At 46.4% G+C, this 18,367-nt stretch carries 16 protein-coding genes and 4 pseudogenes; 4 read left to right on the forward strand and 16 right to left on the reverse strand.

Features of this window, described 5'->3' with window-relative positions:
* Positions 1–21 precede the first annotated feature (21 nt).
* Positions 22–162 (forward strand): annotated as a pseudogene (locus ABLB96_RS18450) (helix-turn-helix domain-containing protein); the annotation flags it as partial.
* A 91-nt stretch (positions 163–253) separates the two neighbouring features.
* Here the strand turns inward: ABLB96_RS18450 and ABLB96_RS18455 are convergent.
* The 5 genes from ABLB96_RS18455 to ABLB96_RS18475 all read right to left on the reverse strand — a co-directional run bounded on the left by ABLB96_RS18455 (position 254) and on the right by ABLB96_RS18475 (position 3,743).
* Positions 254–673: a PaaI family thioesterase gene (locus tag ABLB96_RS18455; protein WP_000029507.1), complete on the reverse strand. Its 420-nt coding sequence runs from the start codon at positions 671–673 to the stop codon at positions 254–256.
* Between the two features lies 1 nt (position 674).
* Positions 675–1,139, reverse strand: a complete 465-nt coding sequence (locus tag ABLB96_RS18460) for a PaaI family thioesterase (protein ID WP_000378064.1) — start codon at positions 1,137–1,139, stop codon at positions 675–677.
* 56 nt (positions 1,140–1,195) lie between these two features.
* Complete coding sequence (locus ABLB96_RS18465; protein WP_000186299.1) at positions 1,196–2,167, reverse strand: BtrH N-terminal domain-containing protein; 972 nt, start codon at positions 2,165–2,167, stop codon at positions 1,196–1,198.
* Positions 2,164–2,790 carry a TetR/AcrR family transcriptional regulator gene (locus ABLB96_RS18470; protein ID WP_000952904.1) on the reverse strand — a complete coding sequence of 209 codons (627 nt, stop codon included), beginning with the start codon at positions 2,788–2,790 and terminating at the stop codon, positions 2,164–2,166. The genes ABLB96_RS18465 and ABLB96_RS18470 overlap by 4 nt, the downstream gene beginning before the upstream one ends.
* An 83-nt stretch (positions 2,791–2,873) precedes the next feature.
* Positions 2,874–3,743, reverse strand: coding sequence for a metal-dependent hydrolase (locus ABLB96_RS18475; protein WP_000149466.1), 870 nt, complete (start codon positions 3,741–3,743; stop codon positions 2,874–2,876).
* A gap of 656 nt (positions 3,744–4,399) precedes the next feature.
* Here ABLB96_RS18475 and ABLB96_RS18480 point away from each other — a divergent pair.
* A complete protein-coding gene (locus tag ABLB96_RS18480) occupies positions 4,400–4,630 on the forward strand; it encodes an IS5 family transposase (RefSeq protein ID WP_004656998.1) in 231 nt (76 codons plus the stop codon).
* A 38-nt stretch (positions 4,631–4,668) separates the two neighbouring features.
* On the opposite strand, the gene ABLB96_RS18485 is transcribed toward ABLB96_RS18480, so the two are convergent.
* The 3 genes from ABLB96_RS18485 to ABLB96_RS18495 all read right to left on the reverse strand — a co-directional run bounded on the left by ABLB96_RS18485 (position 4,669) and on the right by ABLB96_RS18495 (position 7,731).
* Positions 4,669–5,883, reverse strand: coding sequence for an NAD(P)/FAD-dependent oxidoreductase (locus tag ABLB96_RS18485; RefSeq protein ID WP_001193555.1), 1,215 nt, complete (start codon positions 5,881–5,883; stop codon positions 4,669–4,671).
* 86 nt (positions 5,884–5,969) lie between these two features.
* Positions 5,970–7,361 (reverse strand): cytochrome P450, encoded by a 1,392-nt coding sequence (locus ABLB96_RS18490; protein WP_004658516.1) that lies wholly within the window; start codon positions 7,359–7,361, stop codon positions 5,970–5,972.
* Between the two features lie 49 nt (positions 7,362–7,410).
* Positions 7,411–7,731: a 2Fe-2S iron-sulfur cluster-binding protein gene (locus ABLB96_RS18495; protein ID WP_004658513.1), complete on the reverse strand. Its 321-nt coding sequence runs from the start codon at positions 7,729–7,731 to the stop codon at positions 7,411–7,413.
* Between the two features lie 216 nt (positions 7,732–7,947).
* Between ABLB96_RS18495 and ABLB96_RS18500 the strand changes: the two genes are divergently transcribed.
* On the forward strand, positions 7,948–9,027 hold the full coding sequence (locus ABLB96_RS18500) for an AraC family transcriptional regulator (RefSeq protein WP_004658508.1): 1,080 nt from the start codon (positions 7,948–7,950) through the stop codon (positions 9,025–9,027).
* Between the two features lie 240 nt (positions 9,028–9,267).
* On the opposite strand, the pseudogene ABLB96_RS18505 reads toward ABLB96_RS18500, so the two are convergent.
* From ABLB96_RS18505 to ABLB96_RS18515, 3 genes and pseudogenes are all read right to left on the reverse strand, one after another.
* Positions 9,268–9,618, reverse strand: a pseudogene (locus tag ABLB96_RS18505) (recombinase family protein); the annotation flags it as partial.
* A 120-nt stretch (positions 9,619–9,738) separates the two neighbouring features.
* Positions 9,739–9,951: pseudogene (locus ABLB96_RS18510) on the reverse strand (ATP-binding protein); the annotation flags it as partial.
* 22 nt (positions 9,952–9,973) lie between these two features.
* A complete protein-coding gene (locus ABLB96_RS18515) occupies positions 9,974–12,940 on the reverse strand; it encodes a Tn3-like element ISAcsp1 family transposase (RefSeq protein ID WP_004726714.1) in 2,967 nt (988 codons plus the stop codon).
* Positions 12,941–13,034: 94 nt separating this feature from the next.
* On the opposite strand from ABLB96_RS18515, the gene ABLB96_RS18520 reads away from it, so the two are divergent.
* Positions 13,035–13,643 (forward strand): recombinase family protein, encoded by a 609-nt coding sequence (locus ABLB96_RS18520; RefSeq protein WP_004726718.1) that lies wholly within the window; start codon positions 13,035–13,037, stop codon positions 13,641–13,643.
* 32 nt (positions 13,644–13,675) lie between these two features.
* Here the strand turns inward: ABLB96_RS18520 and ABLB96_RS18525 are convergent.
* The 5 genes and pseudogenes from ABLB96_RS18525 to ABLB96_RS18545 form a co-directional block, all read right to left on the reverse strand.
* Positions 13,676–15,092 (reverse strand): annotated as a pseudogene (locus tag ABLB96_RS18525) (HNH endonuclease); the annotation flags it as partial.
* Between the two features lie 346 nt (positions 15,093–15,438).
* Entirely contained in the window at positions 15,439–15,768 is a 330-nt protein-coding gene (locus tag ABLB96_RS18530; protein ID WP_004827037.1) for a four-helix bundle copper-binding protein, read from the reverse strand.
* Positions 15,769–15,967: 199 nt separating this feature from the next.
* Positions 15,968–16,900: an IS5 family transposase gene (locus ABLB96_RS18535; protein WP_000743262.1), complete on the reverse strand. Its 933-nt coding sequence runs from the start codon at positions 16,898–16,900 to the stop codon at positions 15,968–15,970.
* A 27-nt stretch (positions 16,901–16,927) separates the two neighbouring features.
* A complete protein-coding gene (gene lspA / locus ABLB96_RS18540; RefSeq protein WP_227556264.1) occupies positions 16,928–17,359 on the reverse strand; it encodes a signal peptidase II in 432 nt (143 codons plus the stop codon).
* A 57-nt stretch (positions 17,360–17,416) separates the two neighbouring features.
* Complete coding sequence (locus ABLB96_RS18545) at positions 17,417–18,313, reverse strand: cation transporter (protein ID WP_009392494.1); 897 nt, start codon at positions 18,311–18,313, stop codon at positions 17,417–17,419.
* Between the last annotated feature and the right edge of the window lie 54 nt (positions 18,314–18,367).

Below are 18,367 nucleotides of genomic sequence, written 5' to 3' on the forward strand. Positions count from 1 at the left end.
TCCGTTTCCTGAGACGACCCCTACAAGGGCCGTAAGCCGTCACTGACTCCTGAACAAGTGGCTCTGCTGCATCAACGTCTTGAATCTGGCGACTACAAAACCAAGCGAGCATTGGCGAAGGAGTTTGGGATTTCTGCGCCAACGCTGTATCGGTATCAGTAGTAGTTCCAGCTATTTGATATTATTTGTCTATCTATTGAAAATTTTTCTGAGTAAAACAGGGTCGGCATCCTGAACTGAGCTTGCTCCAATTTTATTTGCTGCTAACCGTAAACAGGAATCGACCGATACAAACCAACTTGCCATCAAGTAGTAACTGAACCGATACTGTCGTAATGCGCCGACCCGCACGAACAATACTGGGGACTGCCTGTAACGTACCTATAAATGCTGGCCGCAGGTAATCAAAGGTCATCGTGGAGCATAAGGGCAGCTCATTATCACCACGCTGACGGGCAAGATAGGCGGCGGCGGCCACTTCACCAAAACTCGCGAGAATGCCGCCATGAAACGTGCCAATCATCGGGTTGCCGATATGCGAATCACGAAAGTCCATAAAGTACTGTATTTCTCCATGTTGCATTTCCTCACGAAAACCTAGAAAATCGACAAAAGGCTCGTCACACAATTTTAGTGGGGGTGTTTCCGCGCTCATCTGATTTACTATACTCATATCACTCGCCTCGCGCTTCATTGCTGTCAAAAGAGGGTCCCATCGTGCCGATTGCGAAAGAACCAGTGACAGTAGCCAGTAGCTCACCACTGTCTTCTGCAACCGCTCGGCCCGTGATAAAGGCCACCGTATCGGTTCTACCAATGCAATCCACTATCGCCTTTAAACCTACCGCAGAGGGAATACGTCGCAAAAAATCGACACGCAAATCAATAGTGGCAATCGGCTCTAACGACCGCAATGACGAAAAAATAGATAAGCCGCAAGTCGTATCCAGCAGCGTCACCAAAGCCCCTCGATGCAGTGAGCCTTTACGGTCAGAGAGTTGCTCAGAGAAGGGCATCGTCATCTCGGCATGACCATCGCTCACTGCACCAACACTAATATTGAACATATTGAATAAAGGGTGATTAGTACCAAAAAACGCCTTAGCCATGGTCAGGTGTGCCGTGTTATTACTGTCCATTTTTGAACTCCCGCCATTGCTGGCTGATTTTATTGCGAAAAAATTAGCGGCACGTCTCAAAGTGCAAGGGCGGCATCTGTATAATTACGTTCGGCCTGCATCACCGCCACAATGGCCTCTTCAATGGCGGCATATGGAAAGTTTGTGCTTTCCGAGGCAGACTTCAAACACATGGCTAATGCCGTCCATGCTTTTTCGCAAGCCCTCATTAACAGGGGCAGTCGATATTGCTGTACACTTGCGTCATAGTGAACCGCTTCATCAAGGAATTCAGCGTACATTTTGCGGAAGCCGCCGCCACCTGTGCCACGCTTTTCAATAATTTGGTAGGCAAATCGGGTCGTCCAGTGCCAATCGCCTGTGGCTCCCCAACGACTCAGTTCGGCCAGCCATGTTTCCAGTGCCGATATGCCACTCACAGCTAATGACTTGGCGTTGTCATGGATGACACCGGTAATCATCTCGGGGGTAATTTCGCCTTGAAACGCGGTGGGCGTGAACATATTGCCATAGTGAATAAATGGGGGCTGTGTAGAAAAACGTGCGCGGGTCAGTGCCTCTCGCGTCACCGACAAAACACTCGGACGCTCGGTATCGGTGACAAATACCGCACCTGTCTCTGGATTTCTCGACCAAGCGGCTATGGCGTGACCGGGAAAGTGCGTGCTGCTGTTGAAGTAAGGTAAATAAAAAATATCCGTCAGCAACAGGGTGGGGTGACCCGCATCCAAACATTTCTCCAGCGCGGTGGCTGCCGATTCGGGTGACTCGAAGGTTTGCCACTCAAAGGGTATACCGATACTTTCAAATACGCGCGCTTCAAACCCCAAAGACCGCACATGCACTAAAAATGGCACAGGGGCGTCAGCCATTTCCAAATAGGTCACGCCAAGCCCTGAGCCTAATCCAAAGCACATGGCCTCGGAAATATTCAGCCCATTAAACTCGAGCAAATCACGAATTGCGGAGCTGCCACAATGCCTCCCGATGGCGTGCGTGATACGGGATGGAGTCTTATAGTTGGTCACAGGTTTTTTGCCTCTTCGTGAAAATCTGGATTAAGGATGCCTCTTGTCATCATCTGCCATATCGCATCCGCGATCTGTTCAAGATTGTACTTACCATTTTCTTTATACCAAGTGGCAGCCCAGTTTATTGCTCCTAGCCCAATCAGTCTTAACAGATCTGCATCCACATCGTTTCGGATACAACCATAAGACTGCAGATCATCAAGAATTGTCTGCCAATATCGCTCGTATCTGTCTCTCTCAGCAATAATCTGCTCACGTGCGACTCCATGTACCGAGCGCCACTCAAACAACAACACATAAACCATATCGTCACCCGACATAAGGATATCGACATGTGTCTGCAGTGCCGATTGCATTTTTTTGAGTGGATCTTGAATCGCGGAAGTCGCCTCAACAATCCTGTAAATAGTTCTCTCAATAGCAAGCCGCATCATATCAACCAAAATATCGTCTTTACTACGATAGCGGTAATGCAGACTGCCTGGAAGAATACCACAAGCACTGGCAATTTCTCGCACACTGGTACGCTCAAAACCCTTTTCTCGAAACAGCTTGGCAGAAGCGGCTAATACTCTCTCGCGGTCAGCAACTTCGACTCGCGTAGATTCACTACTCAACATAGTTTGACTCATAACATTATATCAATAAGACAGGTTACTCGACTTGGTCAAGTCGAGTCGAGTCTTTCACGGTCTCTCCTGATCTATACAGCTTTTGCAATGGGGACATTAAAAACAATTCGTGACGCTTCCATAGGGTCTTGATGCTTATCATATTCAGCCAGCCAAGAATTAACCTTTTCTGGGATTTCGGTGTCGCTAGGATGGAAACCTGGCTTAAACCAGTCCAGATAGCGTGGAATAAGTCTGGTAATCAGGCCACGTGGTCCATAGAGGCGATAAAATCCCTTAGCAAGCACCAATGGCTGACCTTGTAGTTTGTCAATTTTCAACATATGCCAAAGAACTGAGCCAACCACCGCATGTACCAGTAGCGTTCCGATAATCAAAGCAGATGCGCGGGTGAAATACCCCCCACCTGCCGCTGTTTCGTAAACATCAAAGGCTACTGTTTTGTGTTCGACTTCTTCTACCCCATGCCACATGAACATGGCACGCATTGCGGGATGAGCATTCTTGAACATCTCACCCTCACCCTCCATAGCACCCTCGCCTAGTACAGCAGTAATATGTTCAAAGGCAGCTGTCATGGCCAACAGATACTTGGCGGGCAGGTGTTTTTGGGAGAGCCGAATAAATAATTTGAATCTTGCGATGACCTTTTCGACATGAATGCCTTGCGACTGCATCACCGCATTATACTGGTCATGCACAATGCCATGTTGCGCTTCTTGGCGAAAAAAGTTTTTGATATCTTCTCTCAGTTTAGGATCTGTGACCAGATCCTGATAGTTACGCACCGACTGAATAAAAAAACGCTCTCCATCGGGGAAGTGAATAGAAAGTGCATCAAAGAAGCGTGTTAACACCGGGTCACCGTCGTTCCAAAAAACTGGAACATCACTTAAATCAAACCGCGGCTTACGTGGCTGGATATTGATCATATGAGTCATGGCGAGAGTTTCCTTGTAAAGGCATCGAATGTCTGTAAACCTGCTATCACATTTGACCTTGAGCAATATTTTTCACCTTGGTCAGGCACAGCAAATATCACACAAGAATTCAACGGGTATTGGTCAAATGACCAAATGCATATTTTGAATATATATTGGTCGATTGACCAAATGTCAAGCCTGTCCTCAAAATTTGATAGAATGAGTTAACAACGCAGCAGGTGAGCCAGATCATCTTTGACATCGAATATAGCTACCAGACCTTTTGGCAGAGGTGTTTTTTTAATGTTAGTTTTTTTACATTAGAGTGTGTTGACGTTTGAAAATATTGATTGCAAATTGGAGGCAGACTCAGAGAATTAAAGCTCTCCCCATCCGAGTCCACCATGCCACGCTTTATGCTGAACGACCAACATTGAGCAAAGATTTCTCCTATGCTCAAGCAACAGGACATTGATCACAAACCAAATTTACGGCTCACCGTAGAAGCCATGCTCTACAGAATGTGGGTGAAATGTCCATGGCTAGACCTACCTCCTGACTGAGTTTGGTCAGCAGCCTAATCTCTACAAAAGATACAACGACTGGTCAGCAAAAGGTTTTTTCCAAAGCATACTCAGGGTTTTATCTACTGACTCTGATATAGAGTAGGGGTTATGGATAGCAATTACGTCAAGGCACATCAACATAATGCACGTGCTGCAACTCACGATCAGGAGGCGATTGGCTTAAGTCGAGGTAGCAAGACAAGTAAGATCCATCTTGCCGTAGATGGGTATGGATTACCCATCGTGTTTGCGATCACGGGTGGTGAATTACACAAAGCCAAAGCTGCACCTGACTTGCTCTCACAGGTATCTATCGATGCCATTCTGATTAACATCTGAATCAGCGTAATGCAAATCTAGCCTGATGTAGTTTTAAGCTACCCCATCAACGCCTGTACCGCAATCGACTCATCCGCCAACCGCAGTGGATCGACCGCCGTACCAGCCGTGATCAGCTTTTTGCTTAGCATAAACTCCTGCGGACGATTCACACAATCCGCCGCAATCAGGCGACCCGCCTGCAAATAAAACGCTGCAAAGCTACGCCTTTGCTGCACATCACCCCGAATCACGATCTGATCATACCCCTGACTGAGTCCCGCAATCTGCAACTTTAGATCATACTGATCTGACCAAAACCAAGGCAAACTCTTCGAGGTCCGCTGTAAGCCACACAAGGTCGCCGAGGCAATTTTGGCCTGTTCATTGGCGTTTGGTACCGACTCCAAGCGCATCCGCCGCTGATAAATCGGATTAAACGCATTGGCACAATCCCCGATGGCCACAATCTCTGGCGCACTGGTACGGCAATACTCATCAATCACAATACCATTGTCCACCTGCAAGCCCGCGTCCAGCGCCAACTCGATATTCGGTACAACCCCGACCCCGATGATCACCAGATCTGCATCGAACATCGAACCATCGGCACACAGCACCGCTTGCGCCCGCCCCTCACCCGTGATCGCCGTGACCGACACACCGGTATGAATCGTCACACCCTGTTCGCGATGAATCCGCGTATAAAAGTCCGACACTTCCGGTGCAGTTACCCGCTGCAAAATCCGCTCGGCGGCTTCCAAGACCACCACCTGCATGCCCTGCTCGGTCAATGCGGCGGCTGTTTCAAGACCGATATAGCCACCACCGATCACCACTGCTTTGCCGTTGGGTTGTACAAATGGCTGGATAGCCTGTACATCGCTGATATTTCTAAGATAATGCACACCTGCCAAATCAGACCCAGCCAGCGACACCGTCCTGACTCGTGCACCGGTACACAGCGCCAACTGGTCATACGCAAGCGTACTGCCATCTTGTAGTGTCACGCTGCGCGCTGCCCGATCAATCGCAACCACCCGCCCGTGCCGAAATTCGATCTGATTTTTTTGATAAAAAGCGGCTGGCCGAATCAATAACTCATCGACCAGTTGTGCACCGCATAAAAAGGTCTTGGACAACGGCGGTCGATGATACGGCAAATACGGCTCATCGCCGATCACCACAATCTCGCCCTGCCAGCCATCTGGCCGCAGACTTGCCGCCAACTGCGCCGCAGCATGACTTGCGCCAATGATGACGATTGTTTGCATATGAATTCACTCAGTTCATGGTTGATGCACAGCATCAATTGTTGCCGACGACAGTTGCAAAATGCCTCTGTCGCCTATTTTGATACCTACGCTTTGGCAGTCAGTTTGACCATCATCTTGGCATAGCCGCGCACAAAGTTAGACTGCACCAACTCTGGCTCACCCAATACCTCAATATTGTCGAAGCGAAGCAATAACTCCTCCCACAGAATCCGCAACTGCATCTCGGCCAAGCGATTGCCCATACAGCGATGCACACCAAAGCCAAATGACAAATGATTGCGTGCACCTTTACGATCAATCAAAAACGCATCTGGCTGTTCAATCACCCGCTCGTCACGATTGCCCGAGGCATACCACATTAAGATCTTGTCGCCCTTACGGATGGTTTGGCCGTGCATCTCGATGTCTTGCTTGGCGATGCGACGCATATACGCCAGTGGGGTCTGCCAGCGAATGATCTCGGACACCATATTTGGAATCAGGCTCGGTTGGTTTTTCAGTTTGACAAACTGCTCAGGAAACAGGTTCAGCGCATATACCCCGCCGGTCATGGAGTTCCGCGTGGTGTCATTCCCACCGACAATCAGCAAGGCCAAATTGCCCAAAAACTCCATCGGACGGTGAATCAAATCCTTGGTATCGTCATTGCTCAGCATTAAGCTAATCAAATCAAATCCCATCGGCTCACCTGCCGCTTGCTGAGCCGCCTTGGCATGCCACAGCGCGGCAAACTGCTTGGCCATATCAGCGGCGGCATTAAAAAGCACATCGTTGTCGCTAATCTCACCGCCCGTGGCTTCTGCGCTGCCCGCCAACGTATCAGACCAGTACACCAGCTTGTGCCGCTGTTCATACGGAAAATCTAACAAGGTCGCCAGCATGCGTGCGGTGATTTCTTTGGACACCCGCTCCACCCAATCAAACGGCGTATCGAGCGGCAAATCATCCAAAATCTCTTGTACCCGACTGCGGATCAGCCCTTCCATTTCTTTTAAATTTTTCGGTGCGACCACACCTTGTACCGCTTGACGCTGCACATCGTGCTTAGGCGGATCCATTGCAATAAACATTTCCACATCCAGTCCGGCGGGCGGCTTGCCAATCACAATCACCGGTTCCGCCGAAAACAGCTCGTGGGATTTGTCCACGAACACAATATCGTCATAACGGGTAATCGACCAAAATGCACCGAATGGACTGCTTTTTTGGTAATGAACAGGACGCTCGTCGCGTAGCCGCTTAAAGTATGACTGCCATTGATGCTGTCGATATAAAAACGGATTGCTCATATCGATGTCTTCGAGCTTGAGCGTGGCAACATCGGGGATTGGCTTTTCTACAAAATCAGGGAACGGTTGCGCCTGTGTCACCCGTTGCTTGACCTTTTGGAACACCTGCATGCCTTTCACTTGTAAATGCATGGGTATCGGCAGCAGGGCTGAAATTTGGTTTAGTGTGGCTTGCATGTTTTTCATGATTCATTCCTCAATGATGATGCTTAACAGCTGTTGAAATCTGCCGTCACTACATTTGAAACTCAGGCAAATGCACCACCATGCCATCCATTGCATCGGACAATTGAATCTGGCACGCCAAACGAGACGACGCCGTACCTTCTGGTACCATCTCTAGCATGCGCGCCTCTTCGTCATTGGGCTGTCCTGTCGCCGCCAGCCAAGCACCGTCAACGATCACATGACAGGTTCCACAAGCACATTCGCCACCGCAATCTCCATCAATGCCGGATACGCCGTGATCGATAGCCAGTTGCATCAGCGACTTGCCCGCTTCGATGTCAAGTACGGTGGCGGTACCGTCATACTCGATCAATGTAATTTGACCCATTATTACTACTCCTGTGTGGTATACGGTTGCTGGTGACGCCGATGAAAATAGCCATCCCTCTTTACTCATAATAGACATGTATCCATACTGCTTACAGGTCTCTTGTTGACAATATAGGGTCATTAAAAGACGATTATGGCGCTGTAGCCCCATCGTCGATTGCATTTTTCTAGTCGATGTTCTTTCATACTGGTCTGTTATTGAGGTGTTTGAGCCATGTTGCATCCAAGTCTGCTGACTGGTCTCGCCAGTACAAGTGAATCTGCTAATATCCCCTGTAGCTATACCCGTCTGATTGGCCGAGAGCTGGACTTGCAGGCGCGTGACCTACCTAAACTATTAAAATTCACCACGCTGACCGCTGAACAACTGATGCGTGACGACACGATGATCACGGCCAGCCAACAGATTCAAATCTTACAAAATAGCTTGGAGTTGTCCGCATCCGATCAGTTTGGCTTGCGTTTAGGGCAGCGGCTCACGCCGTCAACACATGGCTCGATGGGCTTTTTAATCAATAGCAGCCCGAACTTATTGGCCGTGTTACAAGCGTTTCAAACTTTTTTGCCGACCCGTATGAGTTTGATTAGGCTCGAAACACACACCAATGCTGAGTGGACGACCTGCTTGATTTTCTTTGAGCAGACCTTGAGTCATGCAGTACATCGGCTACTGTCCGAAACTGTTGCGGTGATTTTTTCGGAATGTGCCGAATTTATTGTTGGACGACCGCTGACCGAGGCGGTGATTCAGTTTAGCCATCCCGCCCCCGATCATCATGCCTGTTACGCGGATTATCTTGCCGGTACCTATCAGTTTGATCAGCCACAACTGTCGATCCGAGTGCCGACCGAGTTGTGCTTGATTGCCAATGCATCCGCGCAGCACGATAGCTATCTGCTGGCGATGCAACAATGCGAAATGATCCTCAACCGGCTCAAGACCCAACAACACAGCACCACCTACCAAGTGCAAAAAGCCATGCTGTCCTATCCGCTCGGGCAACTGAGTGAAGAGGATCTGGCTGCAGCCTTGTTTATGAATAAGCGTACGCTGGCCAGACGTCTGGTCAAAGAGAACACGAGTTACCGGCTGATTCGAGATCGGATTTTATCTGAGAAAGCCAGTAGTTATTTACATGACCCTCAAATATCGGTCGAGGCAATTGCCAGCTTACTGAATTACCACGACTCTGCTAATTTTCGGCGCGCGTTTAAACGCTGGTTTGGTGTATCACCAAGTGCTTATCGGCGAAAAATCACCCATCGGCAAGAAGAAAATGACCTGAGAGAATGAGGTTGTTCGTATGATTGTTAATACGTTGAAACATCAATACGCCCTAGAAAAATACCTTAAAACGCTATGTCAGAGATGGCAATCATATGGCAGCCCTCCACTTCCAATCCGATAACCTCAACTCAACCCAACGCTTGCAACCCGCTGTGAACTCTGTAGAGGTTTTAATTCCCATTGCAGCCCATCCACCGTCAATGTCTTCAGTTAGGGGTCGTCTCAGGAAACGGAAAATATAGCACGCTAAGGATTTTCACTCCGACTTCTTTTAACGATATCCAACACGGTATTTTTGCTTAGATTGACCAGCCGACCGACTTGTCGATAAGAGTGTCCAGCAGACACCAACTCCAACACTTTAGGTGCCAGACGATCTGACTTGGTACGTTGACCAGGACGACGACCAAACACAACGCCACGCGCTTGTGCCGCTGCTACACCAGAGCGCACACGTTCACGTAGTAAATCTCCCTCAAACTCTGCTAATGCAGACATCACAGAAGCCATGAGCTTTCCCTGAGATGTGGAAAGGTCAAACTGCAAACCTGTTTGTGCCACCAGAGATACCCCGAAATGCCCAAGATTGTTGACGCTCACTTAATATTGACCAGCGATGCTCGTTGAATATTGACCAGGCATTTAAGCAATGTAGCGTACTACACTGCTGTGGATAAATCGATCAATTGCTGTTGCTTTTTCTTCACTGATCGACGGTTAAAATAACTCTCCTTTCTCTGCTTCTCGTTTCTTTATACGCTGCTTGGCTTCCTCCGTGCTTTGCTTAAAACGATAGGATTCATTACCCGTTTCGATGATATGGCAATGATGAGTCAGTCGATCCAGCAGTGCAGTCGTCAACTTAGCATCACCAAATACATTGCTCCATTCCGAGAAGCTCAAGTTCGTCGTAATGATAGGGGTCGTCTCAGGAAACGGAAAATATAGCACGCTAAGGTTTTTCAATTGCGCGCAATGGCCTAAATTTTCCACCACCTATCTTGGCTTTGCTTCGCCATAGATAATCCCCAGTTAAATTGATGTGCTCCCACCCCAGCGGTGACAGATATTGCAGCAAGGTATCATCGACTGTGCGACCATGCCCTCGTAGGGCGTTAGTCGCTCTCTCTAAATAAACCGTGTTCCACAATACAATGGCGGCGGTCACTAGATTCAAGCCACTGGCTCGATAACGCTGTTGCTCAAAGCTTCGATCTCGAATCTCACCCAATCGATAAAAGAAAACGGCGCGCGCTAATGCATTACGGGCTTCACCTTTATTTAATCCAGCTTGAACCCGACGGCGTAGTTCTACGCTTTGCAACCAATCCAAGATAAACAGTGTGCGCTCAATACGCCCCAGCTCTCGTAATGCCAATGCCAAACCATTCTGTCGTGGATAACTACCGAGTTTACGTAGCATTAGCGACGCTGTGACAGTCCCTTGCTTGATTGATGCGGCCAGACGCAAAATATCGTCCCAATGAGTACGAATCTGTTTGATATTCAGTGTGCCGCCAATCATGGGTTTAAGTGCGGCATAGTCTATGTCTGACTTTGGAATATAGAGTTTCGTATCGCCCAGATCACGAATTCGTGGTGCAAATCGAAACCCTAGCATGTGCATGAGTGCAAAAACATGGTCGGTGAATCCAGCCGTATCGGTGTAGTGTTCCTCGATGCGTAAATCAGACTCGTGATACAGCAGCCCATCAAGAACATAGGTTGAATCACGAACGCCCACATTGATCAGCTTACTGCTAAATGGTGCGTATTGATCAGAAATGTGTGTATAAAATAACCTTCCAGGCTCTGCGCCATATTTTGGATTGATATGTCCTGTACTTTCAGCTCTGCCACCTGCGCGGAAGCGTTGGCCATCTGATGAGGAGGTAGTGCCATCTCCCCAGTTTTCAGCGAAAGGTTGTTTCAATTGAGCATTCACCAATTCGGCCAATGCCGTTGAATAAGTTTCATCACGGATATGCCAAGCCTGTAGCCATGAGAGTTTGGCATAAGTTGTACCAGGACATGATTCGGCCATTTTCGTCAGCCCTAAATTAATTGCATCAGCCAGTATGGTCGTGAGCAATAACGCTTTATCCTTCGCAGTGTCATCCGTTTTCAAATGAGTGAAGTGTCGAGTAAAGCCTGTCCATTCATCGACCTCCATTAATAATTCGGTGATCTTGATATGTGGTAACAGCATTGCTGTTTGGTCAATTAAAGTTTGGGCTGTATCAGGAGCCACGGCATCGAGAGGTGTTATTTTTAGACCAGATTGATTGATCATCGCATCAGGCAAATCGTTGGTCGCTGCCATGCGATTAATGATTGCTAATTTCTGCTCCAATAGTGAAAGGCGACTTTGCAAATATAGATCACAATCAGTAGTAATGGTTAGAGGTAACTCATTGGACTGTTTTAGCTGATTAAATTTATCAGCAGTCACTAAATACTCATCGAAGTCTTTGAATTGGCGAGAGCCTTGTACCCAGAGATCCCCAGCCCGTAGCGAGTTTTTAAGTTCAGATAACACACATATTTCGTAATAGCGGCGATCAATACCATCATCGGTAAAGACTAGTCTTGCCCACCGTTTTTTGATAAACGCTATTGGAGCATTAGAGGGGATTTTTCGTGTATTATCAACATTCATGCTGCGGAGCAACTCTACAGCGGCAAGCATATCTTTTGCTGCTGGGGCAGCACGCAATTTAAGTATGGCAAGAAGTTCTGGCGCGTAACGGCGTAAAGTTGCATAGCTCTCGCCAATTCGTGGTAAAAAATCAAAGTCTTCGGGTTGCGCCAGTTTTTCTGCCTCAGTAATACTTGCTGCAAAAGCATCCCATGAAATAACAGTTTCGATGGCGGCAAACGGATCACTGCCATTTTGCTTGGCATCTAGCAAGGCTTTCCCGATAAGCCCATACAAACGCACTTTGTCGTTGATCGCTTTACCTGATGATTGAAATTGTTGCTGGTGTTTATTTTTTGCGATAGCAAATAGCTTTCCAATAATGCGATCATGCAGGTCAATAATTTCGTCGGTGATCGTGGCCATACTCTCCACAACGATTGCTACCAAAGTGGCATATCGACGTTGAGATTCAAATCTGGCCAAATCAGCAGGAGTCATTTGCCCACCTTCGCGAGCAATTTTCAGTAAGCGATTTTGATGAACGTGTTTTCCAATGTCTTCAGGTAGATCGATGGCTTGTAAGCACTTCAGCCGCTCAATGTGCTCAAGCATGTACTTTGAGTTTGGTTTAGCTGGTGACTGTCTAAGCCACCCCAATATTGTCAGTTTGCTGCCCTCTTTACGGTTCAGCAAAGCATCTATATTTTGACGATGAGTTTCTGAAAGTGAGCTCGTCAAAGCAGTATAAATTATGCGGTTGGCAGATGTGATTGCTTCTGCGCAAATACTATCAATTGCATTTATAGCTGGCAAAAGGACTGATTTTTGTCGTAAATTTTCAACGAGAGTTGTGGCTAAAATAAGACCTTTATCTGTCTGAAGGGACAAATCCACCATCATATTGACCGATTGCCGATAGTCACTCAAGGTGAATAGTTTGAACCCAAAAACTTTTTTCAATTCGGCAATATGTTCTCGTCTTGTTTGCTCGCGCTGACCATAATCATTCCAGCAGTCCACTGATATACTAAGTTGAGCAGCCATCATGAAAAGTAAGGGTTTGAATGGTTCGTCGTTAATACCCAATATCACTCCAGGGTAACGCATGTAGCAAAGTTGAATTGCAAAGCCTAGCTTGTTGGATGCCCCTCGATGTTGATGGACTATGGATTTATCAGAATCACTCAGAGTGTAATGCTGAAGCATAAAAGCTCTATCATCTGGAATTTCGAACAGGCTTCCCAATTCCGTGGACGACAAAATAGAATGGCGCGGCATGGCTCATTAGTCCCAAATAAACTAAACTATTAAAGGTACATTATTTTGTACCGCCACGCTTAGCTTTGCGCTGCAATTTCGCAAGGAGGTTCAATTGGGACAGAATGCGGCCATTTATTGCCGAGTATCAACGAACGATCAGTCCTGCGAACGACAGGAATATGACCTACGTGCCTACGCCAATCGTTGCGGCTACGATGTTGTCGGTGTTTGGAAAGAAACTGCATCAGGCAGTAAGGATGAGAGATTGCAAAGAAAATACTTGATGACCATGGCGCAATCTCGTGAAATCGATGCCATCTTGGTGACGGAATTGACACGCTGGGGCAGAAGCACCGTGGATCTCGTACAGTCATTACAAGATCTTGGGCATTTCGGGGTATCTCTGGTGGCACAAACAGGTTTGCAGTTTGACCTTTCCACATCTCAGGGAAAGCTCATGGCTTCTGTGATGTCTGCATTAGCAGAGTTTGAGGGAGATTTACTACGTGAACGTGTGCGCTCTGGTGTAGCAGCGGCACAAGCGCGGGGCGTTGTGTTTGGTCGTCGTCCTGGTCAACGTACCAAGTCAGATCGTCTGGCACCTAAAGTGTTGGAGTTGGTGTCTGCTGGACACTCTTATCGACAAGTCGGTCGGCTGGTCAATCTAAGCAAAAATACCGTGTTGGATATCGTTAAAAGAAGTCGGAGTGAAAATCCTTAGCGTGCTATATTTTCCGTTTCCTGAGACGACCCCGAAAAGGCCTTGGGCTTTGACCGAGAAATTGGACTAATCGACTCCACATATCCCACCACATGCTTGACGACTGCATCATCATAACCACCCAAAAATCTTTCGACATAAAACTCGTTAAAGTTTATGTACTTGAAGGCCTTAGACATGGACAGAATAAAGGTATTCAGGCATTCCTCATCATCAAAATCAACCTCCATTTCCAAGCTTAAGCAAATAAAGGCTTTATAGACAATTTGTAGCCGATCATAGCCCTTGATACCACTGCCGAACTTGCCGACCGTTTCGGTGGTCGCCACGGGGAAATTGGCGATCAAGAACTCAATACTACGGCGTACCCGGGTGAAGTCCTTGAAACTAATCTTTCGATGATGAATCTGCATGCGGCTTTCATGAATTTCATACACAATTGAAAACCATGCAAGAAAAGAAGTAATCTGAAAACTCTGATCCTTATAAAAATATAAGTATGGATGTAAGCCCAAACTCGGAACCCCAGCATTTTTTACAGGCGTCGCTATTCTGCAAAGAATGGTCAACAGATGCGACATTAGGTTTTCAACGCGCTCCCCCTGATTCAGACTCATAATATTATGAATCTGATCACCCGCAATGATATTCATCAGCTCATTGACCAGGCCAATTTTTTTGCCATGACTCATTTCATTGTCTAATAAAATGGTCGAAAAAAGTAACTGGTGGATCCTCTCCCCTAACTCAATCAACTCATTTAAACGTGTATATTGGAGCTCTTCTAGGTTAGATTTATTGTCATTGATATAACAACAGGCATAGATCGCATAATACGCGTCACTACCGCGATTTCTTAGGTGATATTCCTCATATTTATCTAAACGTTTAGTATCTGAGTTAATAGATTGAAATACCCGTCGCGCATCTTCCGGAGTCCCCAGTACCTGCCGGAAACTGATTTTAATATCGCCTAATTTCGATTTTTTTTTCTGCAAATTCGGCATCAGTACAAATTTTTTGAAAATCAGCAAGATCTCCTAAATAATTGCGGAGGTAACGAATATCTTGTTTTTGTTGATCATTGAAATTAGGTGCTTGAGGGACTTGCTCATCCGCAAAATATCTATTGATCCACGCATAGATACAGGAAAGACGATGTGCTCCATCAATAATGTAAATATTGCTGTGTATATCTTTCCAATACAAAATGCATAAATTGATGTTTTGATCTTCTGTGCAATCCTCAATAAAGTTTGCAATTTCTTGCACGCTCCAACATTCCGTAGAACGCTGGTTATCCGCCTTAAATAAACATTTGATGATTGGATGCTTTTCAAAATCAGTCAGTGTCACTTCAAAATTGTCACGCTGCATTGAAGGTGACATTTCTTCTGGCAACATGACTTTACGCTGAATAATATTGGTCAATAGTCGTGTAGAACCCATTTCTTATTCTCTCCAGGCAACACTTTCCTACTTTCGCTCAAGTACGAAATTTGAAAATGTATATAGTTCGATTTGGTTAAAGCTGTGAATTAAATGACCGTCAATATCCAGTCAGCGCTAACAAAAGAGACCTAAGAGAAATGGGGGGATTAGAGAACGTAATAAATCATAAAAAAGCCCCGATTGGAGAAAAGGGGCTTTAAAGATTGTATTATACCATTGAAAAATAAAGAAAAAAATATAAGAATTTCGTATAAGGTGTATTATGTTAATTTTAGGAAAGGCTCTAGACTAGTAGAATGATTATGTTAGTCTAGAGCCATATAATTAACATTATTGAAGTATTTTACATGGCAATTTTTCGACATTCTTCTGCACACTGACGGCAAGCCTCAGCACATTTTTTACAATAATCATGTGAATGTTTTTCACACTCTTCCGCACAATATTCACAGATCTTAGCACAAAGCTCACAAATCTCTTTGAGGAAAGGTGAGTTATGTTGTTGCATACGCACACATAACTGACAAATATCTGCACATTCTAGACAACGTTGAATACATTCACGCATCATCTCTAAATCTTTTTCTTTTAAACAAGAAGTTGCACATTCAGTACAAATAAGTGAACAGTTTGTACATGCAGAAATACACTTTGAAAATTCCGTATTAATCATTTTTTACTCTCAACTTATATAATCAAAGAAATAATTAAAACATAATTTTTTTCTACTAATTATTTTAAATTATTAGTAAATGTAATACATAATGTTAATTTATATGAATAATGTTAATTTTAACTAAATCTTATTTATATTCCAAATGGCTTTGTTGCACAAAGATTTGAAAGGCAAAGCGCCCCTAATTGAGCCAAATTTAAGGCGTAACTTGGGTAAGTGGTCGACCTAATTCCGTAAATCTGTTGAGGACTGCTACACGTGCATGAACCTCATTGACTTGGCTATCAAAGCTCCTTGCACTGAGTTTATCTCTTAATAATTTGATGCAGTGCATTTTAGTCTCAACCAAACTTCGGCGATGATAGCCTGACCATTTTTTCCATAGTGTCCTACCTAAACGTTTAATTGTTCGAAGTAATTCATTTCGCTCTAGCGAGCTACTCTTTGTATCTTTCCATGGTTTCGCATTTTTTCTAGGTGGAATCACCGCATGTGCTTGCCGATCTGCAATGACCTGACGGCATTGCTTGGTGTCATAAGCTCCATCGGTATAAACAGAGTCAATCTGCTCATCTTGTGGAATCTGATTAAGTAAATCACCAAGCACCTGTGAATCACAGACATTATTGGTTGTGAGCTGAATAGCGCGTATTTGTAGGGTTTTGGCATCTATACCAATATGTAGTTTACGCCATTGGCGACGATATTCAGCTCCATGTTTCTTGCGTTTCCATTCGCCCTCACCTAGAAACTTCATCCCTGTAGAGTCTACGAGTAGATGCAGCCCATCGCTACTTTTTTGGTAGCTGATTGCAATATCAATATGCTTTTGTCTTCTACAAAGCGTACTGTAATCTGGTGCGGTCCAATTTAATCCGCAAAGTTTAATCAGACTTTGCACAAAGCCAGTGACCATACGTAAAGATAGACGGAATAAGGATTTAATCATTAAGCAGCATTGGATGGCTGCGTCGGAGTAGGTTTGATTTCGCCCTTGTTTGCCTTTTGATGGAGCATACCATTGCGTAGCAGGATCAAACCAAAGGGCAATATTTCCGCGATTAATGAGTGCTCGGTTATATGCGGGCCAATTGGTTGTGCGGTAGATTTTGTGTGTAGGCTTCTTCATTTGAAAATTATATCGCTGAAAAAGCCTTTACAGATAGGTTTGTGCAACAAAGCCGCTGGAAACTAAAAGTAAGGCACCGAGGACAATTGCAATATCAGCCAGGTTGAAGGCCGGCCAATGCCAGTCTCGCCAATAGAAATCAAAGGAATCCACAACATAGCCGCGAAAGACCCGGTCAATCAGGTTGCCCATGGCGCCACCGAGGATAAGACTGTAAGCGATGGCTTCTCCTTTATGACGATTTTCAAGGATCAGCTTGATCAGAAAAATCGAGACCACTACCGCGATTCCGATAAAAAAGTAGCGCTGCCAGCCTCCACCATTCGCAAAAAGACTGAATGCGGCACCGGTATTCCATACGTGTACCCAGTTAAAGAATGAGGTCACTGAAATAGACTCGCCATATGCCATTGATTGTTGCACCAGCCATTTTATGGCCTGATCAGACGCTGCCAGCAGGCCCGATATGGACAACAGAGCGTACGGTGACAGATGTTTGCCAAAAATGGACATTGCTTAATCCTTGAGCGCCAGAATGCGTCTAGCACCGTTAAGTACAATTACCCCCGCGATGGTGCCGATAATCAGATCCGGATAATTGGACCCGGTCCACGCGACCAGAGCGCCGGCGGTGATGACCCCCAGGTTGATCACCACGTCGTTGGCCGAGAATATCCAGCTTGCCTTCATGTGCGCCCCGCCCTCCCGATGTTTGGATATGAGCAGCAGACAACTGGTATTGGCAATCAATGCGACGAATGCGATAGCCATCATCACCAGCGATTCAGGCTCACTACCGAATACAAAGCGTCTCACCACCTCTATGAGTACGCCCACAGCCAAGATCAGTTGCAGTACACCAGCAAGATGCGCGGCACGTACCTGCATTTTCACGCTATGTCCAACCGCATAAAGGGCAAGCCCGTACACCGCCGCATCGGCAAAATTGTCCAGGGATTCTCCAATCAGGCCAGTGGACCGGGCGATCAGACCGGCAGTCATTTCCACCACGAACAGAAGTGCATTGATGCCGAGCAACCAGCGCAGGGTCCCGGATTCTTGCTTAGCAGAAGCTGCCGAAAACTCGGCGGCCTTGATGGTCTCCGGATTTGCAGCGACGGTTTCCTGAAGCGAGGCGCCTAGCCCCAAGGTCTTCAGTTTCGAGGTGACGGGCTCGACCTCACCGTCATGCACGACCTTCAACCGGCGGTTCGACAAGTCGAAGGACAGTGCCCGAATCCCCTCAACGCCGTTCAGGGCCAGGCGAATCATGCGCTCTTCTGATGGACAGTCCATCTTCGGCACGGCATAAACACTGACCCATTCCCCCGACGCATCGGAGGAGGCCTGCATATCGGTATCCGACGCAGGCCTTGCATGGTCGCCACAGGGGCCTCCGCAGTTTTTACTCATGATATGACTCCACTTGAATGTGATCGGGTTTTCATTTAAAACTATATAGTAGCT

This window comes from Acinetobacter sp. XH1741 (assembly GCF_041021895.1).
Lineage (GTDB): Bacteria > Pseudomonadota > Gammaproteobacteria > Pseudomonadales > Moraxellaceae > Acinetobacter.

Coding starts and splice junctions, on each gene's coding strand:
- ABLB96_RS18480 (WP_004656998.1), top strand. CDS start 4,400: ATGGATAGCAATTACGTCAAGGCACATCAACATAATGCACGTGCTGCA.
- ABLB96_RS18455 (WP_000029507.1), bottom strand. CDS start 673: ATGAGTATAGTAAATCAGATGAGCGCGGAAACACCCCCACTAAAATTG.
- ABLB96_RS18460 (WP_000378064.1), bottom strand. CDS start 1,139: ATGGACAGTAATAACACGGCACACCTGACCATGGCTAAGGCGTTTTTT.
- ABLB96_RS18500 (WP_004658508.1), top strand. CDS start 7,948: ATGTTGCATCCAAGTCTGCTGACTGGTCTCGCCAGTACAAGTGAATCT.
- ABLB96_RS18475 (WP_000149466.1), bottom strand. CDS start 3,743: ATGACTCATATGATCAATATCCAGCCACGTAAGCCGCGGTTTGATTTA.
- ABLB96_RS18490 (WP_004658516.1), bottom strand. CDS start 7,361: ATGAAAAACATGCAAGCCACACTAAACCAAATTTCAGCCCTGCTGCCG.
- ABLB96_RS18470 (WP_000952904.1), bottom strand. CDS start 2,790: ATGTTGAGTAGTGAATCTACGCGAGTCGAAGTTGCTGACCGCGAGAGA.
- ABLB96_RS18535 (WP_000743262.1), bottom strand. CDS start 16,900: ATGAAGAAGCCTACACACAAAATCTACCGCACAACCAATTGGCCCGCA.
- ABLB96_RS18515 (WP_004726714.1), bottom strand. CDS start 12,940: ATGCCGCGCCATTCTATTTTGTCGTCCACGGAATTGGGAAGCCTGTTC.
- ABLB96_RS18495 (WP_004658513.1), bottom strand. CDS start 7,731: ATGGGTCAAATTACATTGATCGAGTATGACGGTACCGCCACCGTACTT.
- ABLB96_RS18545 (WP_009392494.1), bottom strand. CDS start 18,313: ATGAGTAAAAACTGCGGAGGCCCCTGTGGCGACCATGCAAGGCCTGCG.
- ABLB96_RS18530 (WP_004827037.1), bottom strand. CDS start 15,768: ATGATTAATACGGAATTTTCAAAGTGTATTTCTGCATGTACAAACTGT.
- ABLB96_RS18485 (WP_001193555.1), bottom strand. CDS start 5,883: ATGCAAACAATCGTCATCATTGGCGCAAGTCATGCTGCGGCGCAGTTG.